We start from the raw sequence: 19,741 nt of genomic DNA, 5'->3' as shown, positions 1-19,741 counted from the left end.
CGATAATTAATTAAAGACTTTCACCGACGGCAGCACTTTTCCCTGGCAATCAAACAGCGCCTGGTTTTCACGCGCATTGCCCTCTTTCCAGTGGTCATTGATATATTTCATGCCGGCGGGCGTGGCCCAGCCATTGCCTGGGACGGCAATCCAGGTCGGTTCCCAGTAAAAAATGCCCTTGCCGCGCTGGCCCTGCACATTGATGACCGACTGCATTAAATCGTGCACATAGTCATATTGCCCCTGCACCGTCGCCGGGTAGCCGCCCGCCTTCTCCTCTTTCGCCTGGAAGCTGTTCTCGGCGTTATCGCAGTTCGCCAGCGTATAGGCGTAGGCCGCCTCGACGACGATGACATCTTTGTTGTAGCGCTTGCTGATGTCATCCATGTTGGCTTGCAGGGCGCTGATTGGCCCGTTCCAGTAGGTATACATCGACAGGCCAATCACATCGAAAGGCACGTTGCGTTTGGTTATTTCATCAAACCACCAGCGGAAGGTGTCATTTTTGGTCCCTTCGGCGAGGTGCAGCATGATCTTCACCTGCTCGCCGTTATTCAGGTTCTCTTTAACGCCATCGATTCCGGCCGTGAGCAACCCGGCTAACCGGTCAAACTCGCCGCCGCCCTGCCCCCAGCTTTTGCCCTCCGGCCAGAGCATGCCGCCGTTGATCTCATTACCGATCTGCACCATGTCCGGCAACACGCCCGCCTGCTTAAACTGCGCAATCGTGTCGCGGGTGTAGTCATGCACCCGGCTTTTTAGCTGCGGATAATCGAGCTTCTCCCAGGCTTTCGGTTTGAACTGCTTGCCCGGATCGGTCCAGAAATCGCTGTAGTGCAGATCGAGCAGCAGCTTCATGCCCTGCGCTTTTGCCCGCTTTGCCAGCGCAAGGGTGGTGGCAAGATCGTTATCGCCGCCGCCGTAGGCATTGCCCTGCGCATCTTTCGGGTCGACCCACAGCCGCAGGCGCACATAGTTGACGCCGTTGGCTTTCAGGATAGCCAGCGCATCCTGCGGCTGGTTTTTGTCGTTATAGAATTTCGCCCCGTGCTTTTCCGCATCGAGCAGCGTGGAGATATCCGCCCCTTTAATAAAGTCGGCGGGCATTTGGGTAAACGGGCGCGTGGTCACCGCGCTGACAGAAAAACTGGCAGCGAGGCATACCGCCAGCAGAGCGGGAGTCAGTCTTTTCATATGCTTATCCTTTTGTACTGCCGGAGGTGAGGCCGGAGACGAAGTATTTTTGTAACGCCAGGTAGAGGATCGCCACCGGCACCGCAATCAGCACCGCACCCGCGGCGTAAGTGGTGTAGCTGGCACCCATTTTTTGCGCCACCAGGTTATAGAGCCCAATCGGCAGCGTGTATTTATCCGGCGTGCGCAAAATGGTGCTTGAGAGGATGAAATCCCCCAGCGGGCCGGTGAAGGAGAAGAGCGCCACCACCGCGATAATCGGTTTCGACAGCGGCAGGATGATCTCAATAAAGATGCGAAAGTTGCTGGCACCATCCATGCGCGCGGACTCATCAAGATCGCGCGGAATGGCATCCAGGTAGCCCTTCATCAGATAGGTGTTCATCGGGATCATCCCGGCAACGTAGATCAGCACCAGCGCCATATGGCTGTTGATAAGCCCGAGCAACTGCGAGAGAACGAAAATCGCAATCAGCGCCGAGAACTGCGGGATCATCTGCAACAGCAGAAAGAGCATCAGCCCGTTCTGGCGGCCTTTAAAGCGAAAGCGCGAAAAGGCGTAGGCGGTAAAACTGACGCTGATTAAGGTCAGGATCATCGTCAGCAGGCTGATCTTCATCGAGTTCCAGTACCAGGTGAGGTAGTTCACCTGGCCGTTAAAGAGATCGGCATAGTGCTGGAACGAGAGATTTTCCGGGATGATCGAGGTGCTGAGCAGGCTGTTGCCAGCATTCAGCGACGCGCCAATCGTCCACACCAGGGGGTAGATAATCGTCAGCGACACCGCTGCTATCACCAGCCAGGAGAGCGTCAGGCGAATAACCTTCTCGCGGCGAATACTTTGTGATTGAGCCATTTTCTTCCCTTATGCCATGTCGTCGTTTTTGAACGATTTGGTGGCGCGGAACTGCCACAACGCCAGGCCGACAACAAAAATCGACAGCAGGATGGTGATGGTGGCCGCGATGGCGTACTGCGATGAGGACATCGTCAGTTTATAGATCCACGACACCAGAATGTCGGTGCCGCCCGCGTTCGCGCCAGCCACCGCCGGGCCGCCGTTGTTAAACAGGTAGATGATGTTGAAGTTGTTAAAGTTGAAGGTGTATTGCGTGATGATGATCGGCGCAATCGAGTAGAGCACCAGCGGCAGCGTAATGGTGCGCAGCCGGGTAAAGGTGCCCGCGCCATCCATCTTCGCCGCTTCATACAAATCGTCGGGAATCGCCTGCAATACGCCGGTGGTCATGGCAAAGACAAACGGGAAACCGAGCCAGGTCTGCATCATGATCAGCGCGGTTTTGGTCCAGAAGGGATCCGTCAACCATGGTTTCGGGTCGATACCGAAGAAGGCGAGGATCGCGTTGTTGATGACGCCAAAGGAGTCGTTGAACATCCCGGCGAAGACCAGAATAGTGACAAAGCCCGGCACCGCCCACGGCAGGATGAAAATGGTGCGTATCAGCGGCTTAAAGCGCAGATCTTTCTGGTTCACCAGGATCGCCAGCAGCACGCCGACGCTGCACTGCAAGGTGGTCGCCAGCAGCGTCCACACCACAGTCCATTGCAGCACATCAAAGAAGGTTGAGCGCCAGATCGACAGGGTAAAAATATTGATGAAGTTCTTTAACCCGACCCAGTCGACCAGTTTAGCGGGCGGCGTGTGGTAGAGGTTGTAGTTGGTAAAGGCGATGGCGAAGCCGAAGAGGATCGGGAAAATCACCACGAATACCAGCAGGATAAAGCCCGGGCTGATCATCAGGTAGGGAAAGCCGTCGCTGAGCAGCATCTGGTACTGCTTGCGCACGCTGTTAAGGGGCTTACCGGCGTCGCGTTTTTTGCCATTCAGCCACGCGTCGCGCATTGAGAGCCCCCATACCATCAGGCCAAAGGCGATAATCAGCACGCTGATGATCCCCTCTGCCAGCAGGAAGATGGAGTTATCGCGCGGCACCTCTTCACCAAGGGTGTATAACCCCCACAGCCCTTCGCGCAAAAAATCAGCGAAGATGCCGGTAAAACTCGCCAGCAGCACAAGAAAGATAAGCCCTTTCAGCCACTGGCGATGGTAGAACTGGCCAAAGCCCGGCACGATGGCCAACAGCAGCCCGCACCACGCGTGACGCCCTGCGCCGGGCGCTTTGGCAAAATGTTCGCTGGGACTGATAATCACGTACGACTCCTTTTCGACAACGGGAGGTCCCCCTCCCGTCTCTGTACCAACACGCGGTTACTGGTTACTGGCCTGCATTGCTTCGACCTGCATCTGGATCTGCTTAGCAGCGGCATCCAGCGCCGCCTGCGGAGCCTGTTTGCCGGTCAGGCTCAGCTCCAGCGCGGCGTTTGCCGGGCCCCACACTTCACCCATCTCCGGAATGCCCGGCATCGCGGTTGCGCGCGCGGCCTGCACCGCTACAGCGCTCGCCTTCTCGTCGTTTTTGATCACCGGATCGTCAATCATCGCTTTCTGCGCCGGGATTTCGCGCGTGGCGATATAGCGCGTCTTCACATACTGCGGCTGGTTGATAAATTCGATAAATTGCTGCGCCAGCGCTTTGTCTTTACTCCAGGTAGAGACGACATAGCCTTTTACGCCGAGGAAAGAGCTCATCGGTTTGCCATCCGGCAGGTTCGGCAGCGGCGCGACGCCGTAGTTAATGCCGGCAGCTTCATAGGGCTGGAACGCCCACGGGCCGTTAATCACCGCCGCCGCTTTTTTCTCGGTAAACAGCGAATCGATGGCGTTAAGCCCGTTATCGCCGAGGATCCCCGACGGGAATACCCCCTCGGCATAGAAGTTTTTCAGGAAGGTAACGGCTTCCACCGCGCCGGGTTTATTCAGGCCGATATCCTGCGGGTTATAGCCGCCTTTGTCGTTTTTACCGAACAGATAGCCGCCCATCGGGCCGATCGCGCCCCAGCTGTAGTAAATCTGATCGAACTTCGCCAGCAGGCCATATTTGTTCTGCGCGCGCTGTTTTTTCGAGTAGTCGAGCCACTCCGGCAGGCTTTGCAGCGGCTTGTCGATAAGATCTTTGTTGTAGATCAGCACCAGCGTCTCTACCGCTTTCGGCACGCCATACAGGGTGTTGTCGAGGCGGAAGGCGTTGATGGAGGCAGGCGTAAAGGCGTCAACCTTTTCTTTGTCCAGATTCAGGGGGGTCAGCAGCCCTTGCACAACCGCACCGCCCAACTGATCATTGGGGATCACCAGCACATCCGGGCCGATGCCCGCCGGGCCATCGAGACGGAGTTTCTCCAGTTGCTGGGCGTAGGGCATCTCCTGCACGTTAACTTTGACGTTATATTTCTGCTCAAAATCGCGCACCGCATCCTGGATGCCCGCCGATTTTTTGATGTCTTCCCAGACATTGAGTTGCTGTGCGGCGGCATGCGCCTGCAAGCCGACAAGCTGCCCGGCAGCAAGCGTTGTCAAAATCAGTGCGGTAAGGGTCTTCTTTTTCATTATCAACCTCATGTCAAGGTATAACAATTTCATGGTTTTTATGGCGCATCATCAGGTCAATGCTCTGGCAAACCACCTGATATTGCAGGGCTTAAGACGTATTCACTCGCCTTATCGGATTTGTTATACGCTACGCTTTAAGTGCTGATAAAACGAGAATAAACGTTGCGTTATGTGACCAATGTTACAGAAATGAAAATTGAGTATAGGGTGCTAAATCCGTGGAAGTTATAGTCAGGCCATGATTTTTCGCCGTTGAGCAGCACTGTCTCCTGATTGTTATACGTAAAACAAAACAGCTGACAAACGGCCAGTAACGGCTATTACATTCGGGGAACGTTGATGTCCAATATACGACTGAGAAATGTCACCAAACGGTTTGGCGACACGGTGACGCTGAACAATGTCAATCTGTCGATTGATGACGGCGAGTTTGCGGTGTTTGTCGGCCCCTCCGGCTGCGGGAAATCCACCATGCTGCGCATGATTGCCGGGCTGGAAGAGGTGAGCGAAGGCGAAGTGCTGATTGGCGACGAAGTGATGAACGATGTTGCGCCCGCCCATCGCGGTGTCTCGATGGTGTTCCAGTCCTATGCGCTCTACCCCCATATGACCGTGGCGGAGAACATGGGCTACGGGCTGAAAGTGAACAAAGTGCCGAAAGAGGAGATCCGCCGCCAGGTGGAGATGGTGGCGAAAACCCTGCAATTAAGCCACCTGCTGGATCGCAAACCGAAGCAGCTCTCCGGTGGCCAGCGCCAGCGCGTCGCCATCGGCCGCGCGATTGTGCGTAACCCGCGCGTCTTTATGTTCGATGAACCCCTCTCTAACCTCGATGCCGAGCTGCGCGTCGAGATGCGGCTGCACATAGCCCGCCTGCACCAGGAGCTGAAAACCACCATGGTCTATGTTACCCATGACCAGGTGGAAGCGATGACGCTGGCGGACAAGATCGTAGTGATGAATTACGGCAACGTTGAGCAGATGGGTTCACCGATGTCGCTCTACTACAACCCAAAAAACAAGTTCGTCGCCGGCTTTATCGGCTCGCCAAAGATGAACTTCCTCCCCGCCACGGTAAGCCAGTGGCAGCCTGGTGAAGTCACTATTACCCTTGCTCAGGGCCACCAGCTGACGCTCGGCATCACCACTTCACCGCTGGAGGTGGGCGCGGCCATTACGCTCGGCATTCGACCGGAGCACCTCGCAACAGAGATGACGGGCGGCGTGCCCCTTGAGTTCCAGTGCGAAGTGGTAGAGCGGCTGGGCAACAACACCTATCTGTTTGGTCAATGTTACGGTCACGACAATATTAAAATCCTGCTACCGGGCGATGTGCATTTCCGCCCGTGGCAGAAGATCGCCCTCGCCTTCGACAGCCGCCACTGCATGATCTTTGACGAGCAGGATCAGCGCGTCAGCGCCGATATCCCGGTGCCCAACCACGATTTGTAACTTGCAGGCCGGAGAAGGCGTAACCGCCATCCGGCACTGCATTTTCACTCGAGAACGATAAGTGCTGCTCCATTTTGCTGGTTTTTCATCAAAGCTGCGTTGTCTACCCTTAGCGGTAGTGATGAAAACCCAACAAAACGGAGCCTGTTATGAAAGCCATCGCCATTACCCGCGCCGCCGCTGGCGGCAGCAATCTTGATGCCCTCACCGATATCGACCTGCCGCAACCGCAAGCCAGCGGTCACGATCTGCTGGTGGAAGTGAAAGCCATCTCCGTTAACCCGGTAGATACCAAAGTGCGTGCCGGTTTTAATGCCGATACGCCGCGCGTGCTCGGCTGGGACGCCGTGGGCGTGGTGAAAGAGGTCGGCGAGTCGGTCACCCTGTTTCAGCCAGGCGATGAAGTGTGGTACGCCGGGGCATTAACCCGTCCGGGGAGCAACAGCGAATATCAGTTGGTTGATGAACGCATTGTGGCGCGTAAACCCGCGTCCCTTAATAACGCCTCTGCCGCCGCCCTGCCCCTGACGGCCATTACCGCCTGGGAGCTGCTGTTTGACCGCCTCGGCGTAAAAGAAAATGGCAACGACGGCGATGTGCTGCTGATTGTCGGCGCTGCGGGCGGTGTCGGTTCGATTCTGACGCAGCTGGCGCGCCAGCTGACCCGTATGACGGTGATCGGCACCGCGTCGCGCCCTGCCAGCCAGCAGTGGGTGAAAGAGCGCGGCGCGCACCATGTGATTGACCACAGCAAGCCGCTGACCGAAGAGCTGGCGCGGATCGGCATCAAAGAGGTGACGCATGTTGCCAGCCTGACCAACACGCAGGATCACTATCAGCAGCTGATTAACGCACTGAAACCGCAGGGCAAGCTGGCGTTGATTGACGATCCCGACAGCCTGGATGCAATGCCGCTGAAAGCGAAGAGCCTATCGCTGCACTGGGAGTTTATGTTTACCCGCTCGATGTTCACCACCGACGATATGATTGCCCAGCACCAGATGCTGTCGCGGGTCGCGGAGTTGATCGACAGCGGCGTGCTGAAAACCACGCTGGGCGAGCATGGCGGTGCGATCACCGCGGCTAACCTGCGTAAAGCCCATGCGCTGCTTGAGAGCCAGCGCGCGGTGGGCAAAATCGTGCTGGAGGGGTTTGCGGGCTGATCCTGCCAGGATTACTCCCAAACGTAGCGGGCGGAGGGCGAAATTCGTTCTCCGCCCGCACTGCTTTTTCCTGGGTTTGCTTACACTTTTTACCAAAGCGTTATTTTTTGCTGGTTGCTCCGCTGTCTGTAAACGGCAATGATGTCGTGCTATTTATGCAACTACGTGAAATGTATAAGAACAACCTGGAGAGAGTATGCGTAAAACAAAAATGATGCTTCTGGGTGCACTGCTGGCGACAGCTTCGGCAACCTATGCTGAAACACCGCCCGCGACACCGCCTGCAGGCGGCACACAGTCGTTTGAAGTGAAAGAGTTTGTTGCCGACTTTACCAAATTCACCATTGGCGACACGGTGCCGGAGATGTACCGCAGCGACGATTACAACATTAAGCAGTGGAAGTTGCGTAACCTTCCCGCGCCGGATGCCGGTAGCCACTGGACCTACATGGGCGGCAACTACGTGTTGATCACCGATGCCGACGGTAAAATCCTCAAAGCCTACAATGGCGACATTTTCTATCATCGTTAACCGGGAGCGCCTGTGATTATCCGCCGATGGGAGGAGAGTGACAGGCCGTTTCTGCGTACCCTGTATCTGCATGCTCGTAAAGAAGCCTGGACCTGGCTGGATAGCCGCGACTGGTCGCTGGAAGATTTTGACTCTGCGACGCTTGGCGAGGTGATTTGGGTGGCGGAAGAGGACGGGCACCGGATGGGGTTCGCATCGGTCCTGGAGAACGATAACTTCCTGCATAACTTGTTTATCGACCCTGCGTTTCAGGGAAAAGGCGTGGGCAGCGCGCTGCTTGAGCATGTGCAGAGCACCTTTACCAGCACCGGCGCGCTGAAGTGTTTGCTGCGCAATAAAACTGCGCTTGACTTTTATCAGCGTCACGGCTGGCGCGTTGAGGCCAAAGGCGTCTCCCCGCAGGGGGATTATGTGCTGATGCACTATGTGTTGAAGTAGATTTTGTCATTTCGTAGGCCTGATAAGGCGAAGCCGCCATCAGGCAACCGGTGCCGCGATACAATGCCGAATGGCGCGTAAACGCTTATCCGGCCTACGCGGTTTCAGCAGCAACTTTTTTTCATTTGACGCCCATCTTACAGCGAGGGGTTGTGTCCCCGCTGAAATCGGCGAACCGAAGCGGGAATGACAAGGTCTGGACGCCATGGATGGCGGACAGAGGCGAACCGAGACAGGGAGCGAGTCCCGGAACGGGCGAGCAGGTCGAGTCGAGCCGGCCGCAGTCAGGCACGCGGGAGGTGAGCGCAGTGCGCAGCACCGATTTCCTCGCGGGGCCGCGGGGATTGACAAGGGGGGAGCGGTCCCCCCCTTGTCCCGTTCACCGCACCGGTGATAAACAAATCCCGCCGCACGCATGGTGAACGGAACCATTCCACCAATCCAACCCCATTGCCGGATGGCGCGTAAAACGCTTATCCGGCCTACACGGTTCCAGCGGATTCGTTACCGTAGGCCGGATAAGGCGAAGCCGCCATCCGGCAATTGGTGCCGCGGAGATAATGCCGGATGGCGCGTTACACGCTTATCCGGCCTACGCCGTTTCAGCGGATTCGTTACCGTAGGCCGGATAAGGCGGAGCCGCCATCCGGCAATTGTGGCGCGGTAAGAATGCCGGATGGCACACATCCACCCGGCATCGTCAATCACACTGCGCGGAACGCGATCTCACCGGGGATGATCTCGCCCTGCCAGTAAAGCTGGGCAGCTACGCGACCGGCAAGGTTGCGGTAGATAGCAGTGAACTCGCTGTCCGGGCGGCTGACAACTGTCGGTGTACCCTTGTCGAGATCTTCACGCAGCGAGATATGCAGCGGCATCTGGCCTAGCAGTTGCGTGTGATACTGCTCCGCCAGCTTCTCTGCGCCGCCGGTGCCGAAAATCGGCTCATGGTGACCACAATTGCTGCACACATGCATGCTCATGTTCTCCACGATGCCGAGCACCGGCACCTCCACTTTCTCGAACATGACAATGCCTTTTTTAGCATCAATCAGCGCGATATCCTGCGGCGTGGTCACGACCAGCGCCCCGGTCACTGGAATGTTTTGCGCCAGCGTCAGCTGGATATCGCCGGTGCCTGGCGGCATATCGAGCACCAGGTAGTCGAGATCCGGCCACATGGACTCCTGCAACATCTGCAGCAGCGCTTTGCTGGCCATCGGCCCGCGCCACACCATTGCATTATCGTCCGTCACCAGGTAACCAATTGAGTTGGTCGCCAGGCCATGGGCAATGATCGGCGCCATATGCGTGCCGTCTGGTGATGTCGGACGCTCATTTTCCGCGCCCAGCATCATCGGGATTGACGGGCCATAGATATCGGCATCGAGAATACCGACTTTCGCCCCTTCCGCAGCCAGCGCCAGCGCAAGGTTAACGGCGGTAGAGGATTTCCCTACCCCGCCCTTGCCGGAGCTGACGGCGATAATATTCTTCACGCCGTTAACGCCCGGCTGGTTTTTCACCCGCTTCAGGGTGGCGATATTGTGCGACAGCTTCCAGTCGATAGCGCTCGCGCCGGTCAGACGCAGTAGTTCGGCGCTGCACTGGGCTTTCAGCTCTTCGAAAGCGCTGGTCCAGACGAACGGCATCAGCAATTCGACATGCAGGGTCTCATCCAGCCATGCAACATGGTGGACGGCTTTCAGCGCTGTCAGGTTATGTTTGAGGGTGGGGTGCTGAAAATCGGCCAGCGTCCCGGTGACAATTGCCCGTAAGGCTTCCGGGGATTTGGCCTGGGATTGCGAACTCATCCCGACTCCTTTGTAGTTGTTCTGAAAACGACATTTGTAGCGCTCAAGTTTACCCCAAAGGGAATAATTATCCATTTATGGATTAATGCCCTTATCGCTTGGCGCGATTGTTACCCTTTTGGTAATATCGAAAACCCTTTTTCTCAAGAAGATGTAATGCCAACTATGACTCAAGTCGCGAAGAAAATTCTGGTAACGTGCGCGCTGCCGTACGCCAACGGCTCCATCCACCTCGGCCATATGCTGGAGCACATCCAGGCTGATGTCTGGGTCCGTTACCAGCGAATGCGCGGCCACCAGGTCAACTTCATCTGTGCGGACGATGCCCACGGCACGCCGATTATGCTGAAAGCACAGCAGTTGGGGATCACCCCGGAGCAGATGATTGGCGAAATGAGTCAGGAGCATCAGACCGATTTTGCTGGCTTCGACATCAGCTACGACAACTACCACTCAACGCACAGCGATGAGAACCGCGAGTTGGCCGAGCTTATCTACACCCGTCTGAAAGAGAACGGGTTTATCAAAAACCGCACCATCTCCCAGCTCTACGATCCGGAAAAAGGCATGTTCCTGCCGGACCGCTTTGTAAAAGGCACCTGCCCGAAATGTAAAGCGGCGGATCAGTATGGCGATAACTGCGAAGTGTGCGGCGCGACCTACAGCCCAACCGAGCTGATTGAGCCGAAGTCGGTGGTCTCCGGCGCGACGCCGGTGATGCGTGATTCCGAGCACTTCTTCTTCGATCTGCCGTCGTTCAGCGAAATGCTGCAAGCGTGGACCCGCAGCGGCGCGCTGCAGGAGCAGGTGGCGAACAAAATGCAGGAGTGGTTCGAATCCGGTCTGCAACAGTGGGATATCTCCCGCGATGCGCCCTACTTCGGCTTTGAAATTCCGGGCGCACCGGGCAAATATTTCTACGTCTGGCTGGATGCGCCGATTGGCTACATGGGTTCGTTCAAAAACCTCTGCGACAAACGCGACGATCTCAACTTTGATGACTGGTGGAAAAAAGATTCCGACGCCGAGCTCTATCACTTTATCGGCAAAGATATCGTCTATTTCCACAGCCTCTTCTGGCCGGCGATGCTGGAAGGCAGCGGTTTCCGCAAGCCGACCAACCTGTTCGTGCACGGCTATGTAACGGTTAACGGCGCGAAGATGTCCAAATCGCGCGGTACCTTTATTAAAGCCAGCACCTGGCTGAACCATTTCGATGCCGACAGCCTGCGCTACTACTACACTGCCAAGCTTTCATCGCGCATTGATGATATCGACCTCAACCTGGAGGATTTCGTCCAGCGCGTGAACGCCGATATCGTTAACAAAGTGGTGAACCTGGCCTCGCGTAACGCGGGCTTTATCGCCAAACGCTTCGACGGTGTGCTGGCGTCAGAGCTGGCCGATCCGGCGCTGTATAAAACCTTTACCGACGCCGCCGCCGCAATTGGCAGCGCGTGGGAGAGTCGCGAGTTTGGTAAAGCGGTGCGTGAAATCATGGCGCTGGCCGACGTAGCGAACCGCTATGTTGATGAGCAAGCGCCGTGGGTTGTCGCGAAACAGGAAGGCCGCGATGCCGATTTGCAGGCCATCTGCTCGATGGGCATTAACCTGTTCCGCGTGCTGATGACCTGGCTGAAACCGGTTCTGCCGTCGCTGGCCGCGCGCACCGAAGCGTTCCTCAACACCACCCTGACGTGGGATGCGATTAACGAACCGCTGCTCGGTCATAAAGTGAATCCGTTTAAAGCGCTCTATAACCGCATCGAGATGAAACAGGTGGAAGCGCTGGTTGAAGCGTCGAAAGAGGAAGTCAAAGCCGCTGCTGCACCGGTAACGGGCGAGCTGGCTGACAACCCGATTCAGGAGACCATCACTTTTGACGATTTCGCCAAAGTCGATATGCGCGTGGCGCTGATTGAGAACGCCGAGTTTGTCGAAGGCTCAGATAAGCTGCTGCGCCTGACGCTCGATCTCGACGGTGAGAAGCGCAATGTCTTCTCCGGCATTCGTTCCGCCTACCCGGATCCGAGCGCGCTGATTGGCCGCCTGACGGTGATGGTGGCTAACCTCGCGCCGCGCAAAATGCGCTTTGGCATCTCCGAAGGGATGGTGATGGCAGCGGGTCCTGGCGGCAGCGATATCTTCCTGCTCAGCCCGGATAGCGGTGCAAAAGCGGGCCAGCAAGTTAAATAAAAAAATAAGGCGCTGAATTCAGCGCCTTTTTCTATACTGTTATACGCAGTCTTACAAAACATTACCTCACATGGAAAATAGGGGATTATCGTGAAATTCAGCAAAATCATTGCAGCACTCTTTTCTGTCGCTTTAGTTGTTGGCCTGACCGGCTGTGGTGATAAAGAAGAGAGCAAGACCTTTACCTGGGCGACGGGCGGTACGGAAGTGACGCTGACTTACTACTACAAGGGTGATGAAGTAGAACGTCAGACCGCGAAGAACAAAATCGAATACTCCTCTATTGGCGCGAAAACCAAAGAAGAAGCGATGAAAGTTCTGGATCCGATTAGCAAAAAATACCAGAGCGTGAAAGGCGTGAAAGAGAGCGTAGCGTATGAAGAGACCTATGCTCAGGAGACGCTGGAAGTCGATTACAACGAAGTGGACTTCGCTCAGCTGAACAGCCTGCAGGGTTCTGAATTTACCGGTACGGTTAACGGTAAAATCAGCATGAAGCAGTCAGAAGAGTTGCTGAAAGCGCGCGGCTTTAAAGAAGTGAAATAAGTCGTTTACTGCCCGGCAGCACATTGTCTGCCGGGCTAATTAAACCGCATCACCTCGCGTGTATGCGGTTTTTTTATGGGCGAAAAAGCGTGTCAGCTCTTCGGCTTCTGCCCACGTGCCGCCAGCCCGCGCAGGAAGTAGCGCAAAAACTGGTCGCCGCATTCGCGGAAATTCTTATGCTCCGGGGAGCGCATCATCGCGGTAATTTCCGGCATTGAGACGCGGAACTGCTGCTCGGTGAGGATCGCCAGAATATCGTCGGTCTTTAATGAGAAGGCGATGCGCAGCTTCTTCAGCACGATATTGTTATTGAGCTTGCGCTCCATGGCGAGCGGCGGTGCGCTCTCATCTTTGCCGCGCTTCTCATAAATCAGCCCATTAAGAAACGCCGACAGCACAATATCCGGGCAGGGTTTATACCCCTCCTCATCCTCTTTACGCAGCCACGGAACCAGCTGTTCAGCCGTGACTTCAGTGTCCGCCAGCGCCAGAATGCGCACCAGCGCGGTGTTGTCGACCTGCAGGGTGTAACGCAGGCTGCGCAGGATATCGTTATTTAGCATGTCTCTTTCCGAAATGATGAACCAGCGCGCAGTGTAGGCATCGCGCAGGAATTTACAACCCCAACGCCTCTTTTAAATTTTTCAGATAGCGTCGACTTACCGGCACCGTCAGCCCGTCGCGCAGCAGCAGCTCAGCCTGGCCATTATCCTCAAGGCGGATCTCCTTAAGAAAAGCCATATTGACAAGATATTGCCGGTGGCAGCGCACCAGCGGCGTGCGGCTCTCCAGCGTGCGCAGCGTCAGCTCGGTAAAGCCCTCTTTGCCTTCGTGGCTGGTGACATAGACGCCGCTCATCCGGCTGCTGACAAACGCCACCTCCTCCATCTGCAGTAACCAGATGCGGCTGTGGCCAGTGCAGGGGATAAACTTCAGCGGCTGCTGATTTTCCGCCAGCAGCGATACATCCTGCACGCCGCGATCCTGACGCAAGCGGTTAAGCGTTTTGGTCAGCCGTTGCGTTTCAATCGGTTTAAGCAGGTAGTCGAAGGCGTGCTCTTCAAAGGCCTGCACCGCGTACTCATCAAAAGCGGTGAGAAACACGACGTAGGGCCGGTTACCGGGATCGAGCATGCCGACCATCTCCAGCCCGCTGATGCGCGGCATCTGGATATCAAGAAACAGCACGTCGGGGCGCAGTTTATGCACCGCGCTAATCCCTTCAATGGCGTTACCACACTCGCCCACCACCTCGATATCGCGCTCTTCCTGCAGCAGACTGCGTAACATTTCCCGCGCCAGCGGTTCATCATCAACAATCAGCACTCTTAACATGCCTCTTCCTCCAGAGGGAGTCGCAAGGTAATGCGGGTAAAAAGATCCGGCTCGCAGGCGATGCTGATACCGCACTCGTCGCCAAAACGGGCGCGCAGCCGCTTATCCACCAGGCTCATCCCTAAGCCACCGGCATCGTTTTTCGGCTGATAAAGCCCGGCGTTATCCTCAATATCCAGCACCAGATGCTGCGCCTGCTGGCTGGCACGCAGAGTGATCTCGCCCACGCCCAGCAGCTGAGACGTGCCGTGTTTAATCGCGTTTTCGACAATGGGTTGCAGCGTGAAAGCGGGCAAGTGTAAGTGCGCCAGCGCTTCCGGCACCTCGAGCCGTACCTGCAACCGCGCCTGAAAGCGCGCTTTTTCGATCTGCAGATAGGCATTCACATGCTCAATCTCATCCGCAAGGGTGACGATTTCTGCGGGGCGTTTCAAGTTCTTACGAAAAAAGGTCGACAGATACTGCACCAGCAGCCCGGCCTCATCGCTATCACGGCGGATCACCGCTTTAATGGTGTTGAGCGCGTTAAACAGGAAGTGCGGGTTAACCTGCGCGTGCAGGAGTTTAATCTCCGACTGGGTCAACAGCGCTTTTTGCCGCTCATACTGCCCGGCAAGGATCTGCGCCGAGAGCAGCTGTGCAATCCCCTCCCCCAGCGTGCGGTTGATGGAGCTAAAGAGGCGGTTTTTCGCCTCGTAAAGCTTGATGGTGCCGACCACGCGCTGGTTTTCACCGCGCAGCGGGATCACCAGCGTCGAGCCGAGCTTGCACTGCGGGTGCAGCGAACAGCGATACGGCACCTCATTTCCGTCGGCATAGACCACTTCGCCGGTCTCAATCGCCCGCTGCGTCCAGACGGAGGAGATAGGCCGCCCCGGCAGATGGTGATCGTCCCCCGCGCCGGTAAAGGCTAATAGCCGTTCGCGATCGGTGATCGCCACCGCGCCGATATCCAGCTCCTGATAGAGCACCTGCGCCACCCTCATGCTGTTCTCTTCATTAAAGCCCTGGCGCAGAATCCCTTCGGTGGAGGCCGCCACTTTCAGCGCCGTGGCGGAAAAAGCCGAGGTGTATTTCTCAAACATGGCGCGCTTGTCGAGCAGGATGCGCATAAACAGCGCCGCGCCAACGGTATTGGTCACCATCATCGGCGCGGCGATGCTCTGCACTAAATGCAGCGCGCTTTCGAAGGGGCGGGCAATCAGCAGGATGATTACCATCTGTAACAGCTCCGCCACGCAGGTGACCGCACCGGCGGTAAAGGGGTTAAACACGCGGTCGGTACGCCCGCGCTTGATAAGAAAACTGTGCACCAGCCCGCCAAGCAGCCCTTCGATAAAGGTCGAGAACATGCAGCTCAATGCGGTCATGCCGCCCATTGAGTAGCGGTGCAATCCGCCGGTCAGCCCCACCAGCCCGCCGACCAGCGGGCCGCCAAGCAGGCCGCCCATCACCGCGCCAATCGCACGAGTATTGGCGATGGAGTCTTCAATATGCAGGCCGAAATAGGTGCCGAGAATGCAGAAAATGGAGAAGGTGACATAACAGAGCAGCTTGTGCGGCAGGCGCACGGTGACCTGGATCAGCGGAATAAAGAGGCGCGTTTTGCTCATCAGCCAGGCGATCACCAGAAACACACACATCTGCTGAAGCAGCAGCAACACCAGATTGAACTCGTACATACCCGCCACACCGCATCAGATAAAGCGCGTAACATACAGCGAGTCGGCAGCGGTTTCTTCGACAGACGTTAAAAAAAGAGAAATTCGTGCTCTGAGTCACATATTGTGCCTGGGTATGCGCAGTTATGAATAAAGAGTAAACAAAACGTTACTGTTGTTGTCTTCACCCCTAAGAAAGGTCTACAGTTACACCGGCATTCGGGAAGCAAAGGAGAGATCATGGCGCTTTACACTATTGGTGAAGTCGCTCTGTTATGCGATATCAACCCCGTCACACTGCGTGCGTGGCAACGCCGCTACGGTTTGTTAACCCCGCAACGCACGGATGGCGGCCACCGGCTCTTCAGCGAGGCGGACATCGATCGTATTCGAGAGATCCAGCACTGGGTTGAATCGGGCGTGCAGGTGAGTAAAGTTCAGGCGCTGCTGGCTAACAGCAGCGACAAGCGTCACCACGTCTGGCAGAGCCATCAGGAGCGGGCGATGCATCTGCTGCAACAGCGAGATGGTCATACCCTCCAGCAGTGGCTGAGTGAGCTAATGCGCGACCACCCGGCAAAAACGCTGGCACAGCAGTTGATTAACCCCTTACGCGCACGCTTGCAGGGCACGCGTCCCGCTTACCAGGCAAAGCTTAGCCTGCTGGATGGCATTCTGATTAGCCTGATTGCCGGCAACTTATCGGCGTCGCAGCAGCAGGCACATGGCCGTCCGGCGCTGGTGGTCGGCTGGGGTGTACAGGACAGCACGCGGTTGTGGATTGAAGGCTGGATCGCCAGCCAGCAGGAGTGGCAGGTCGGCATTCTTGCGCACCCCTTCACCCAGTTTCATCCGGAGATGTTCAAAGGCAAGATGCTGCTGGTGTGGTGCGGCGACTCCCCCTCCCCCGCGCAGCAGCAGCAATTGCAGGCCTGGCAGGAGACGGGGCATCAGGTGTGGCTTCTCGGCATTTAATGTTTCATTAACAACTCACAATGCCTTTATAATGCCGGCCTCACTTAAAAGGAGCCTGAGATGAAGCCTGGTAAAATTCTTGTCATCGCGATCTTTCTGCTGATGGCCATCGGCGGGATCGGCGGCGTAATGCTGGCTGGTTATTCGTTTATCGTGCGCGGCGGTGCCGGTTGAGCCGCAGCGCCAGCCGTTCAAAGCCCCGATCGACAATGATTGCCGCCAGCGCCACCAGCACTGCCCCCTGCACAATATAGGCCGTATTAAACCCGCTCAGGCCGATGATAATCGGCGTTCCCAGCGTGCTTGCCCCGACCGTAGAAGCAATGGTTGCCGTACCGATATTGATAATCACCGATGTGCGAACCCCGGCGACAATCAACGGTGCGGCCAGCGGTAACTCCACTTTGCGCAACCGTTGCCAGCCGCTCATGCCCATCCCCTGCGCCACGCTCTGTACGCTTGCCGGAACCGCAGCGATCCCCGCCAGCGTCCCCTGTAAAATCGGCAGTACGCCATAGAGCACCAGCGCAATAATGGCGGGCGCTTTACCAAACCCCATCACCGGCACCGCAATCGCCAGCACCGCCACCGGCGGAAAGGTCTGCCCGACGGCAGCAATGGTCTCTGCCAGCGGGCGAAACTCTCCCCCACCGGGTCGCGTTACGGCAATGCCGACGCCCATGCCAATCGCTACCGCAATAACGCTTGAGAGCGCTACCAAAGAGAAGTGGGCAAGGGTCAGCGCGACAAAGCTCTCCTGCAGATAGACCGGGCGCGGCAGCTGCGGAAAGAGTGCGCTAAACAGCGGTGCGCTGTGGGGCAACCACAACAGCAGTGCGATAAACAGCGCCAGCAGCCAGAGCAGCGGATCACGCAATATTTTCACGCCCCGCCTCCCCGCGTAACAGATCGCGAAAATGGAGGCTGCCGCAGGGCTGCCCATTGGCATCCTGCACTGGCAACACCTCGCAGCGCTGGGCGACAAAAGCGGAGAGTGCCTCGCGCAGGCTCATCTGTGCCTGCAAAGGCTCGCCGTGGCCGATCGGTTCGTCACGCAGATAGTCGCTCACCTGGCGCAGGGAGAGCAGGCGCACGCCCAGCTCGCTGCGGCCAAAAAACTCGCGCACAAAGTTATTCTGCGGCGCGGTCAGCATCTCCAGCGGCGTCCCCTGCTGCACCACATTGCCGCCATCCATCAAAACCAGGTGATCGGCTAATTGCAGCGCTTCATCAATATCGTGGGTCACCAGCACAATGGTGCGCCCGAGCAGGCGGTGTATGCGCACCATCTCCTGTTGTAGAGCGCTGCGGGTGACCGGGTCGAGCGCGCCGAAGGGTTCATCCATCAACAGCACTTCCGGGTTGGCGGCCAGCGCGCGGGCAACACCAACACGCTGCTGCTGCCCGCCGGAAAGCTGGTGCGGAAAGCGATCGCGCAGCCCCGGCTCCAGCCCGAGCAGCGCCATCAGTTCATCTACCCGCGCGTCGCATTTGCTGCGCGACCACTTTTGCAGTTGCAGCACGGTGGCGATGTTCTGTGCCACCGTCCAGTGGGGGAAAAGCCCAATCGACTGAATGGCGTAGCCCATGCGGCGGCGCAGTTCGAGCACCGGCAGGCTGCGGATCTCCTCCCCGGCGAACGTGATCGTTCCCTCGTCGTGTTCGACAAGGCGGTTAATCATCTTCAGGGTGGTCGATTTTCCCGAGCCGGAGGTGCCAATCAGCACCGAAAACGCGCCGGTTTTCATCTGCAAATTGAGCTGATTAACCGCCCGCTGCCCGGCAAAGGTTTTGGAAACGTTGTGAAATTCAATCATGGTGTTTTACCTTCAACAGCGCGAGGGCAAGATCAAACAGGGCATCAATCACCACCGCCAGGCCGATAACCGGGATCACCCCGAGCAGCACCAAATCCAACGCGCTGCTGAGCAGCCCCTGGAAGACCAGCGCGCCAAAGCCGCCTGCGCCAATTAACGCAGCGATCACCGCCATGCCAACCGTCTGAACCGCCACTACCCGCAGGCTGCGCAGCAAGAGCGGCAGCGCCAGCGGAATCCGCACCTGCCAGAAGCGCTGCGCAGCGCTCATGCCCATCGCCTGCGCGCTCTCCAGCACATCGGCAGAGACCTCGTTCAGCCCGGCAACCACGCCGCGCACCAGCGGTAGCAGCGCGTAGAGAATCAGCGCAATCAGCGCCGGGGTGATGCCGGTACCGGCAATGCCTATCGATGCGAGCCACGGGAAGTGCTGTGCCAGCCCGGCCAGCGGTGCAATCAGCAGGCCAAACAGCGCAACGGAAGGAATAGTCTGGATAATGTTGAGCGCGGTAAAGACTGGCCCCTGCCGCGCCGGATGGCGATAACACCACAGCCCGAGCGCAAAACCGATGGCTAATGCCGGAAGCAGCGTGCCGAACAGCAAGGTTAAGTGCTGCGCCAGCGCGTCATCAAACACCTCCTGGCGGTTGCGGTACTCATGCAGCAGCGAGAGGTTATCCAGCTCGCCGCTAAGCAGCAGCCAGAGCGGCAGCAGCCAAATCTGCATATGCAGCAGCCAGCGCCACACCGGGTGAGCAACAAGGCGGCGAATGGCATCGCTACAGGCGAGCAGGCTGAGCGCCAGCCATAACCATAAGCCGCTGCCGGGCGAGGTACGCGCCAGCGCGCTGCCGCTCTGCGCCAGATCCGTCGCCGCGCGGCCTGCGCTCCACACCAGCAGGCAGAAGAGGAGTTCAGCCAGAACCAGCGTTGCCGCCTGTGCACTGCGCCCCGGTATAAAACAGAGGGTCAGCAGAAGCGCGGGCGCAAGCAACCACAGGCCGCTAAACAGCTGCCACAGCGCGCGCCCTTCGCCGGAAACCAGCCGGTTTGGCGCATAGTTGATAAACGGCAGCCACGCCGCCAGCCCTCCCAGCACAACCAGCAGCAACAGCACGCGGTTGTGGCAGCGTTTCGATCCCTCCATCA

19 protein-coding genes are annotated in these 19,741 nt (G+C 57.3%); 8 read left to right on the top strand and 11 right to left on the bottom strand.

What is annotated here, in order from left to right:
* Positions 1-6: 6 nt before the first annotated feature.
* The 4 genes from SOM48_RS05955 to SOM48_RS05940 are packed head-to-tail and all read right to left on the bottom strand — an operon-like array spanning position 7 to position 4,660.
* The gene (locus tag SOM48_RS05955; protein ID WP_313161800.1) at positions 7-1,194 is read right to left on the bottom strand and encodes a glycoside hydrolase family 53 protein; all 1,188 of its coding nucleotides are present in this window, start codon (positions 1,192-1,194) and stop codon (positions 7-9) included.
* 4 nt (positions 1,195-1,198) lie between these two features.
* A complete protein-coding gene (locus SOM48_RS05950) occupies positions 1,199-2,050 on the bottom strand; it encodes a sugar ABC transporter permease (protein WP_042716650.1) in 852 nt (283 codons plus the stop codon).
* Between the two features lie 9 nt (positions 2,051-2,059).
* Positions 2,060-3,367, bottom strand: a complete 1,308-nt coding sequence (locus tag SOM48_RS05945) for a carbohydrate ABC transporter permease (RefSeq protein ID WP_289743493.1) — start codon at positions 3,365-3,367, stop codon at positions 2,060-2,062.
* 57 nt (positions 3,368-3,424) lie between these two features.
* Positions 3,425-4,660: an extracellular solute-binding protein gene (locus tag SOM48_RS05940; RefSeq protein ID WP_076770150.1), complete on the bottom strand. Its 1,236-nt coding sequence runs from the start codon at positions 4,658-4,660 to the stop codon at positions 3,425-3,427.
* A 342-nt stretch (positions 4,661-5,002) separates the two neighbouring features.
* Here SOM48_RS05940 and SOM48_RS05935 point away from each other — a divergent pair, with 342 nt between their 5' ends.
* The 4 genes from SOM48_RS05935 to SOM48_RS05920 all read left to right on the top strand — a co-directional run bounded on the left by SOM48_RS05935 (position 5,003) and on the right by SOM48_RS05920 (position 8,248).
* Positions 5,003-6,115, top strand: a complete 1,113-nt coding sequence (locus SOM48_RS05935) for an ABC transporter ATP-binding protein (RefSeq protein ID WP_034812046.1) — start codon at positions 5,003-5,005, stop codon at positions 6,113-6,115.
* A 149-nt stretch (positions 6,116-6,264) separates the two neighbouring features.
* The gene (locus tag SOM48_RS05930) at positions 6,265-7,278 is read left to right on the top strand and encodes a zinc-binding alcohol dehydrogenase family protein (RefSeq protein ID WP_320511600.1); all 1,014 of its coding nucleotides are present in this window, start codon (positions 6,265-6,267) and stop codon (positions 7,276-7,278) included.
* 196 nt (positions 7,279-7,474) lie between these two features.
* Entirely contained in the window at positions 7,475-7,810 is a 336-nt protein-coding gene (locus SOM48_RS05925; RefSeq protein WP_054804416.1) for an RcnB family protein, read from the top strand.
* A gap of 12 nt (positions 7,811-7,822) precedes the next feature.
* Positions 7,823-8,248, top strand: a complete 426-nt coding sequence (locus tag SOM48_RS05920) for a GNAT family N-acetyltransferase (RefSeq protein ID WP_139568216.1) — start codon at positions 7,823-7,825, stop codon at positions 8,246-8,248.
* Positions 8,249-8,952: 704 nt separating this feature from the next.
* Here the strand turns inward: SOM48_RS05920 and apbC are convergent.
* Positions 8,953-10,062: an iron-sulfur cluster carrier protein ApbC gene (gene apbC / locus SOM48_RS05915; RefSeq protein WP_139568217.1), complete on the bottom strand. Its 1,110-nt coding sequence runs from the start codon at positions 10,060-10,062 to the stop codon at positions 8,953-8,955.
* Between the two features lie 165 nt (positions 10,063-10,227).
* Between apbC and metG the strand changes: the two genes are divergently transcribed.
* Positions 10,228-12,258 (top strand): methionine--tRNA ligase, encoded by a 2,031-nt coding sequence (gene metG / locus SOM48_RS05910; RefSeq protein WP_076770344.1) that lies wholly within the window; start codon positions 10,228-10,230, stop codon positions 12,256-12,258.
* 90 nt (positions 12,259-12,348) lie between these two features.
* Positions 12,349-12,804 (top strand): YehR family lipoprotein, encoded by a 456-nt coding sequence (locus SOM48_RS05905; RefSeq protein ID WP_023479721.1) that lies wholly within the window; start codon positions 12,349-12,351, stop codon positions 12,802-12,804.
* A gap of 92 nt (positions 12,805-12,896) precedes the next feature.
* Here the strand turns inward: SOM48_RS05905 and SOM48_RS05900 are convergent, their stop codons facing one another.
* Genes SOM48_RS05900 through SOM48_RS05890 form a run of 3 tightly spaced genes read right to left on the bottom strand, consistent with a single transcriptional unit; the run spans position 12,897 to position 15,821 of the window.
* Entirely contained in the window at positions 12,897-13,367 is a 471-nt protein-coding gene (locus tag SOM48_RS05900; RefSeq protein WP_023479843.1) for a YehS family protein, read from the bottom strand.
* A gap of 52 nt (positions 13,368-13,419) precedes the next feature.
* The gene (btsR, locus tag SOM48_RS05895; RefSeq protein WP_128482595.1) at positions 13,420-14,139 is read right to left on the bottom strand and encodes a two-component system response regulator BtsR; all 720 of its coding nucleotides are present in this window, start codon (positions 14,137-14,139) and stop codon (positions 13,420-13,422) included.
* The gene (locus SOM48_RS05890) at positions 14,133-15,821 is read right to left on the bottom strand and encodes a sensor histidine kinase (RefSeq protein WP_042715944.1); all 1,689 of its coding nucleotides are present in this window, start codon (positions 15,819-15,821) and stop codon (positions 14,133-14,135) included. The genes btsR and SOM48_RS05890 overlap by 7 nt, the downstream gene beginning before the upstream one ends.
* A 219-nt stretch (positions 15,822-16,040) precedes the next feature.
* Here SOM48_RS05890 and SOM48_RS05885 point away from each other — a divergent pair, with 219 nt between their 5' ends.
* Positions 16,041-16,775 carry a MerR family transcriptional regulator gene (locus SOM48_RS05885; protein WP_313353962.1) on the top strand — a complete coding sequence of 245 codons (735 nt, stop codon included), beginning with the start codon at positions 16,041-16,043 and terminating at the stop codon, positions 16,773-16,775.
* 60 nt (positions 16,776-16,835) lie between these two features.
* The gene (locus SOM48_RS05880; RefSeq protein ID WP_023479821.1) at positions 16,836-16,949 is read left to right on the top strand and encodes a protein YohO; all 114 of its coding nucleotides are present in this window, start codon (positions 16,836-16,838) and stop codon (positions 16,947-16,949) included.
* Here SOM48_RS05880 and SOM48_RS05875 read toward each other — a convergent pair.
* The 3 genes from SOM48_RS05875 to SOM48_RS05865 are packed head-to-tail and all read right to left on the bottom strand — an operon-like array spanning position 16,924 to position 19,739.
* Positions 16,924-17,661 carry an ABC transporter permease gene (locus SOM48_RS05875; protein WP_128482593.1) on the bottom strand — a complete coding sequence of 246 codons (738 nt, stop codon included), beginning with the start codon at positions 17,659-17,661 and terminating at the stop codon, positions 16,924-16,926. The two genes, SOM48_RS05880 and SOM48_RS05875, sit on opposite strands and share 26 nt — an antisense overlap.
* Positions 17,645-18,592, bottom strand: a complete 948-nt coding sequence (locus SOM48_RS05870) for an ABC transporter ATP-binding protein (RefSeq protein ID WP_320511599.1) — start codon at positions 18,590-18,592, stop codon at positions 17,645-17,647. Before SOM48_RS05870 ends, SOM48_RS05875 begins: the two co-directional genes overlap by 17 nt.
* Positions 18,585-19,739: an ABC transporter permease gene (locus SOM48_RS05865; protein WP_320511669.1), complete on the bottom strand. Its 1,155-nt coding sequence runs from the start codon at positions 19,737-19,739 to the stop codon at positions 18,585-18,587. The genes SOM48_RS05870 and SOM48_RS05865 overlap by 8 nt, the downstream gene beginning before the upstream one ends.
* Between the last annotated feature and the right edge of the window lie 2 nt (positions 19,740-19,741).

Origin of the sequence: Kosakonia sp. CFBP8986 (assembly GCF_034044935.1) — a bacterium.
Taxonomy (GTDB): Bacteria; Pseudomonadota; Gammaproteobacteria; order Enterobacterales; family Enterobacteriaceae; genus Kosakonia; species Kosakonia cowanii.
This window is presented reverse-complemented; position numbering and strand designations above follow the sequence as displayed.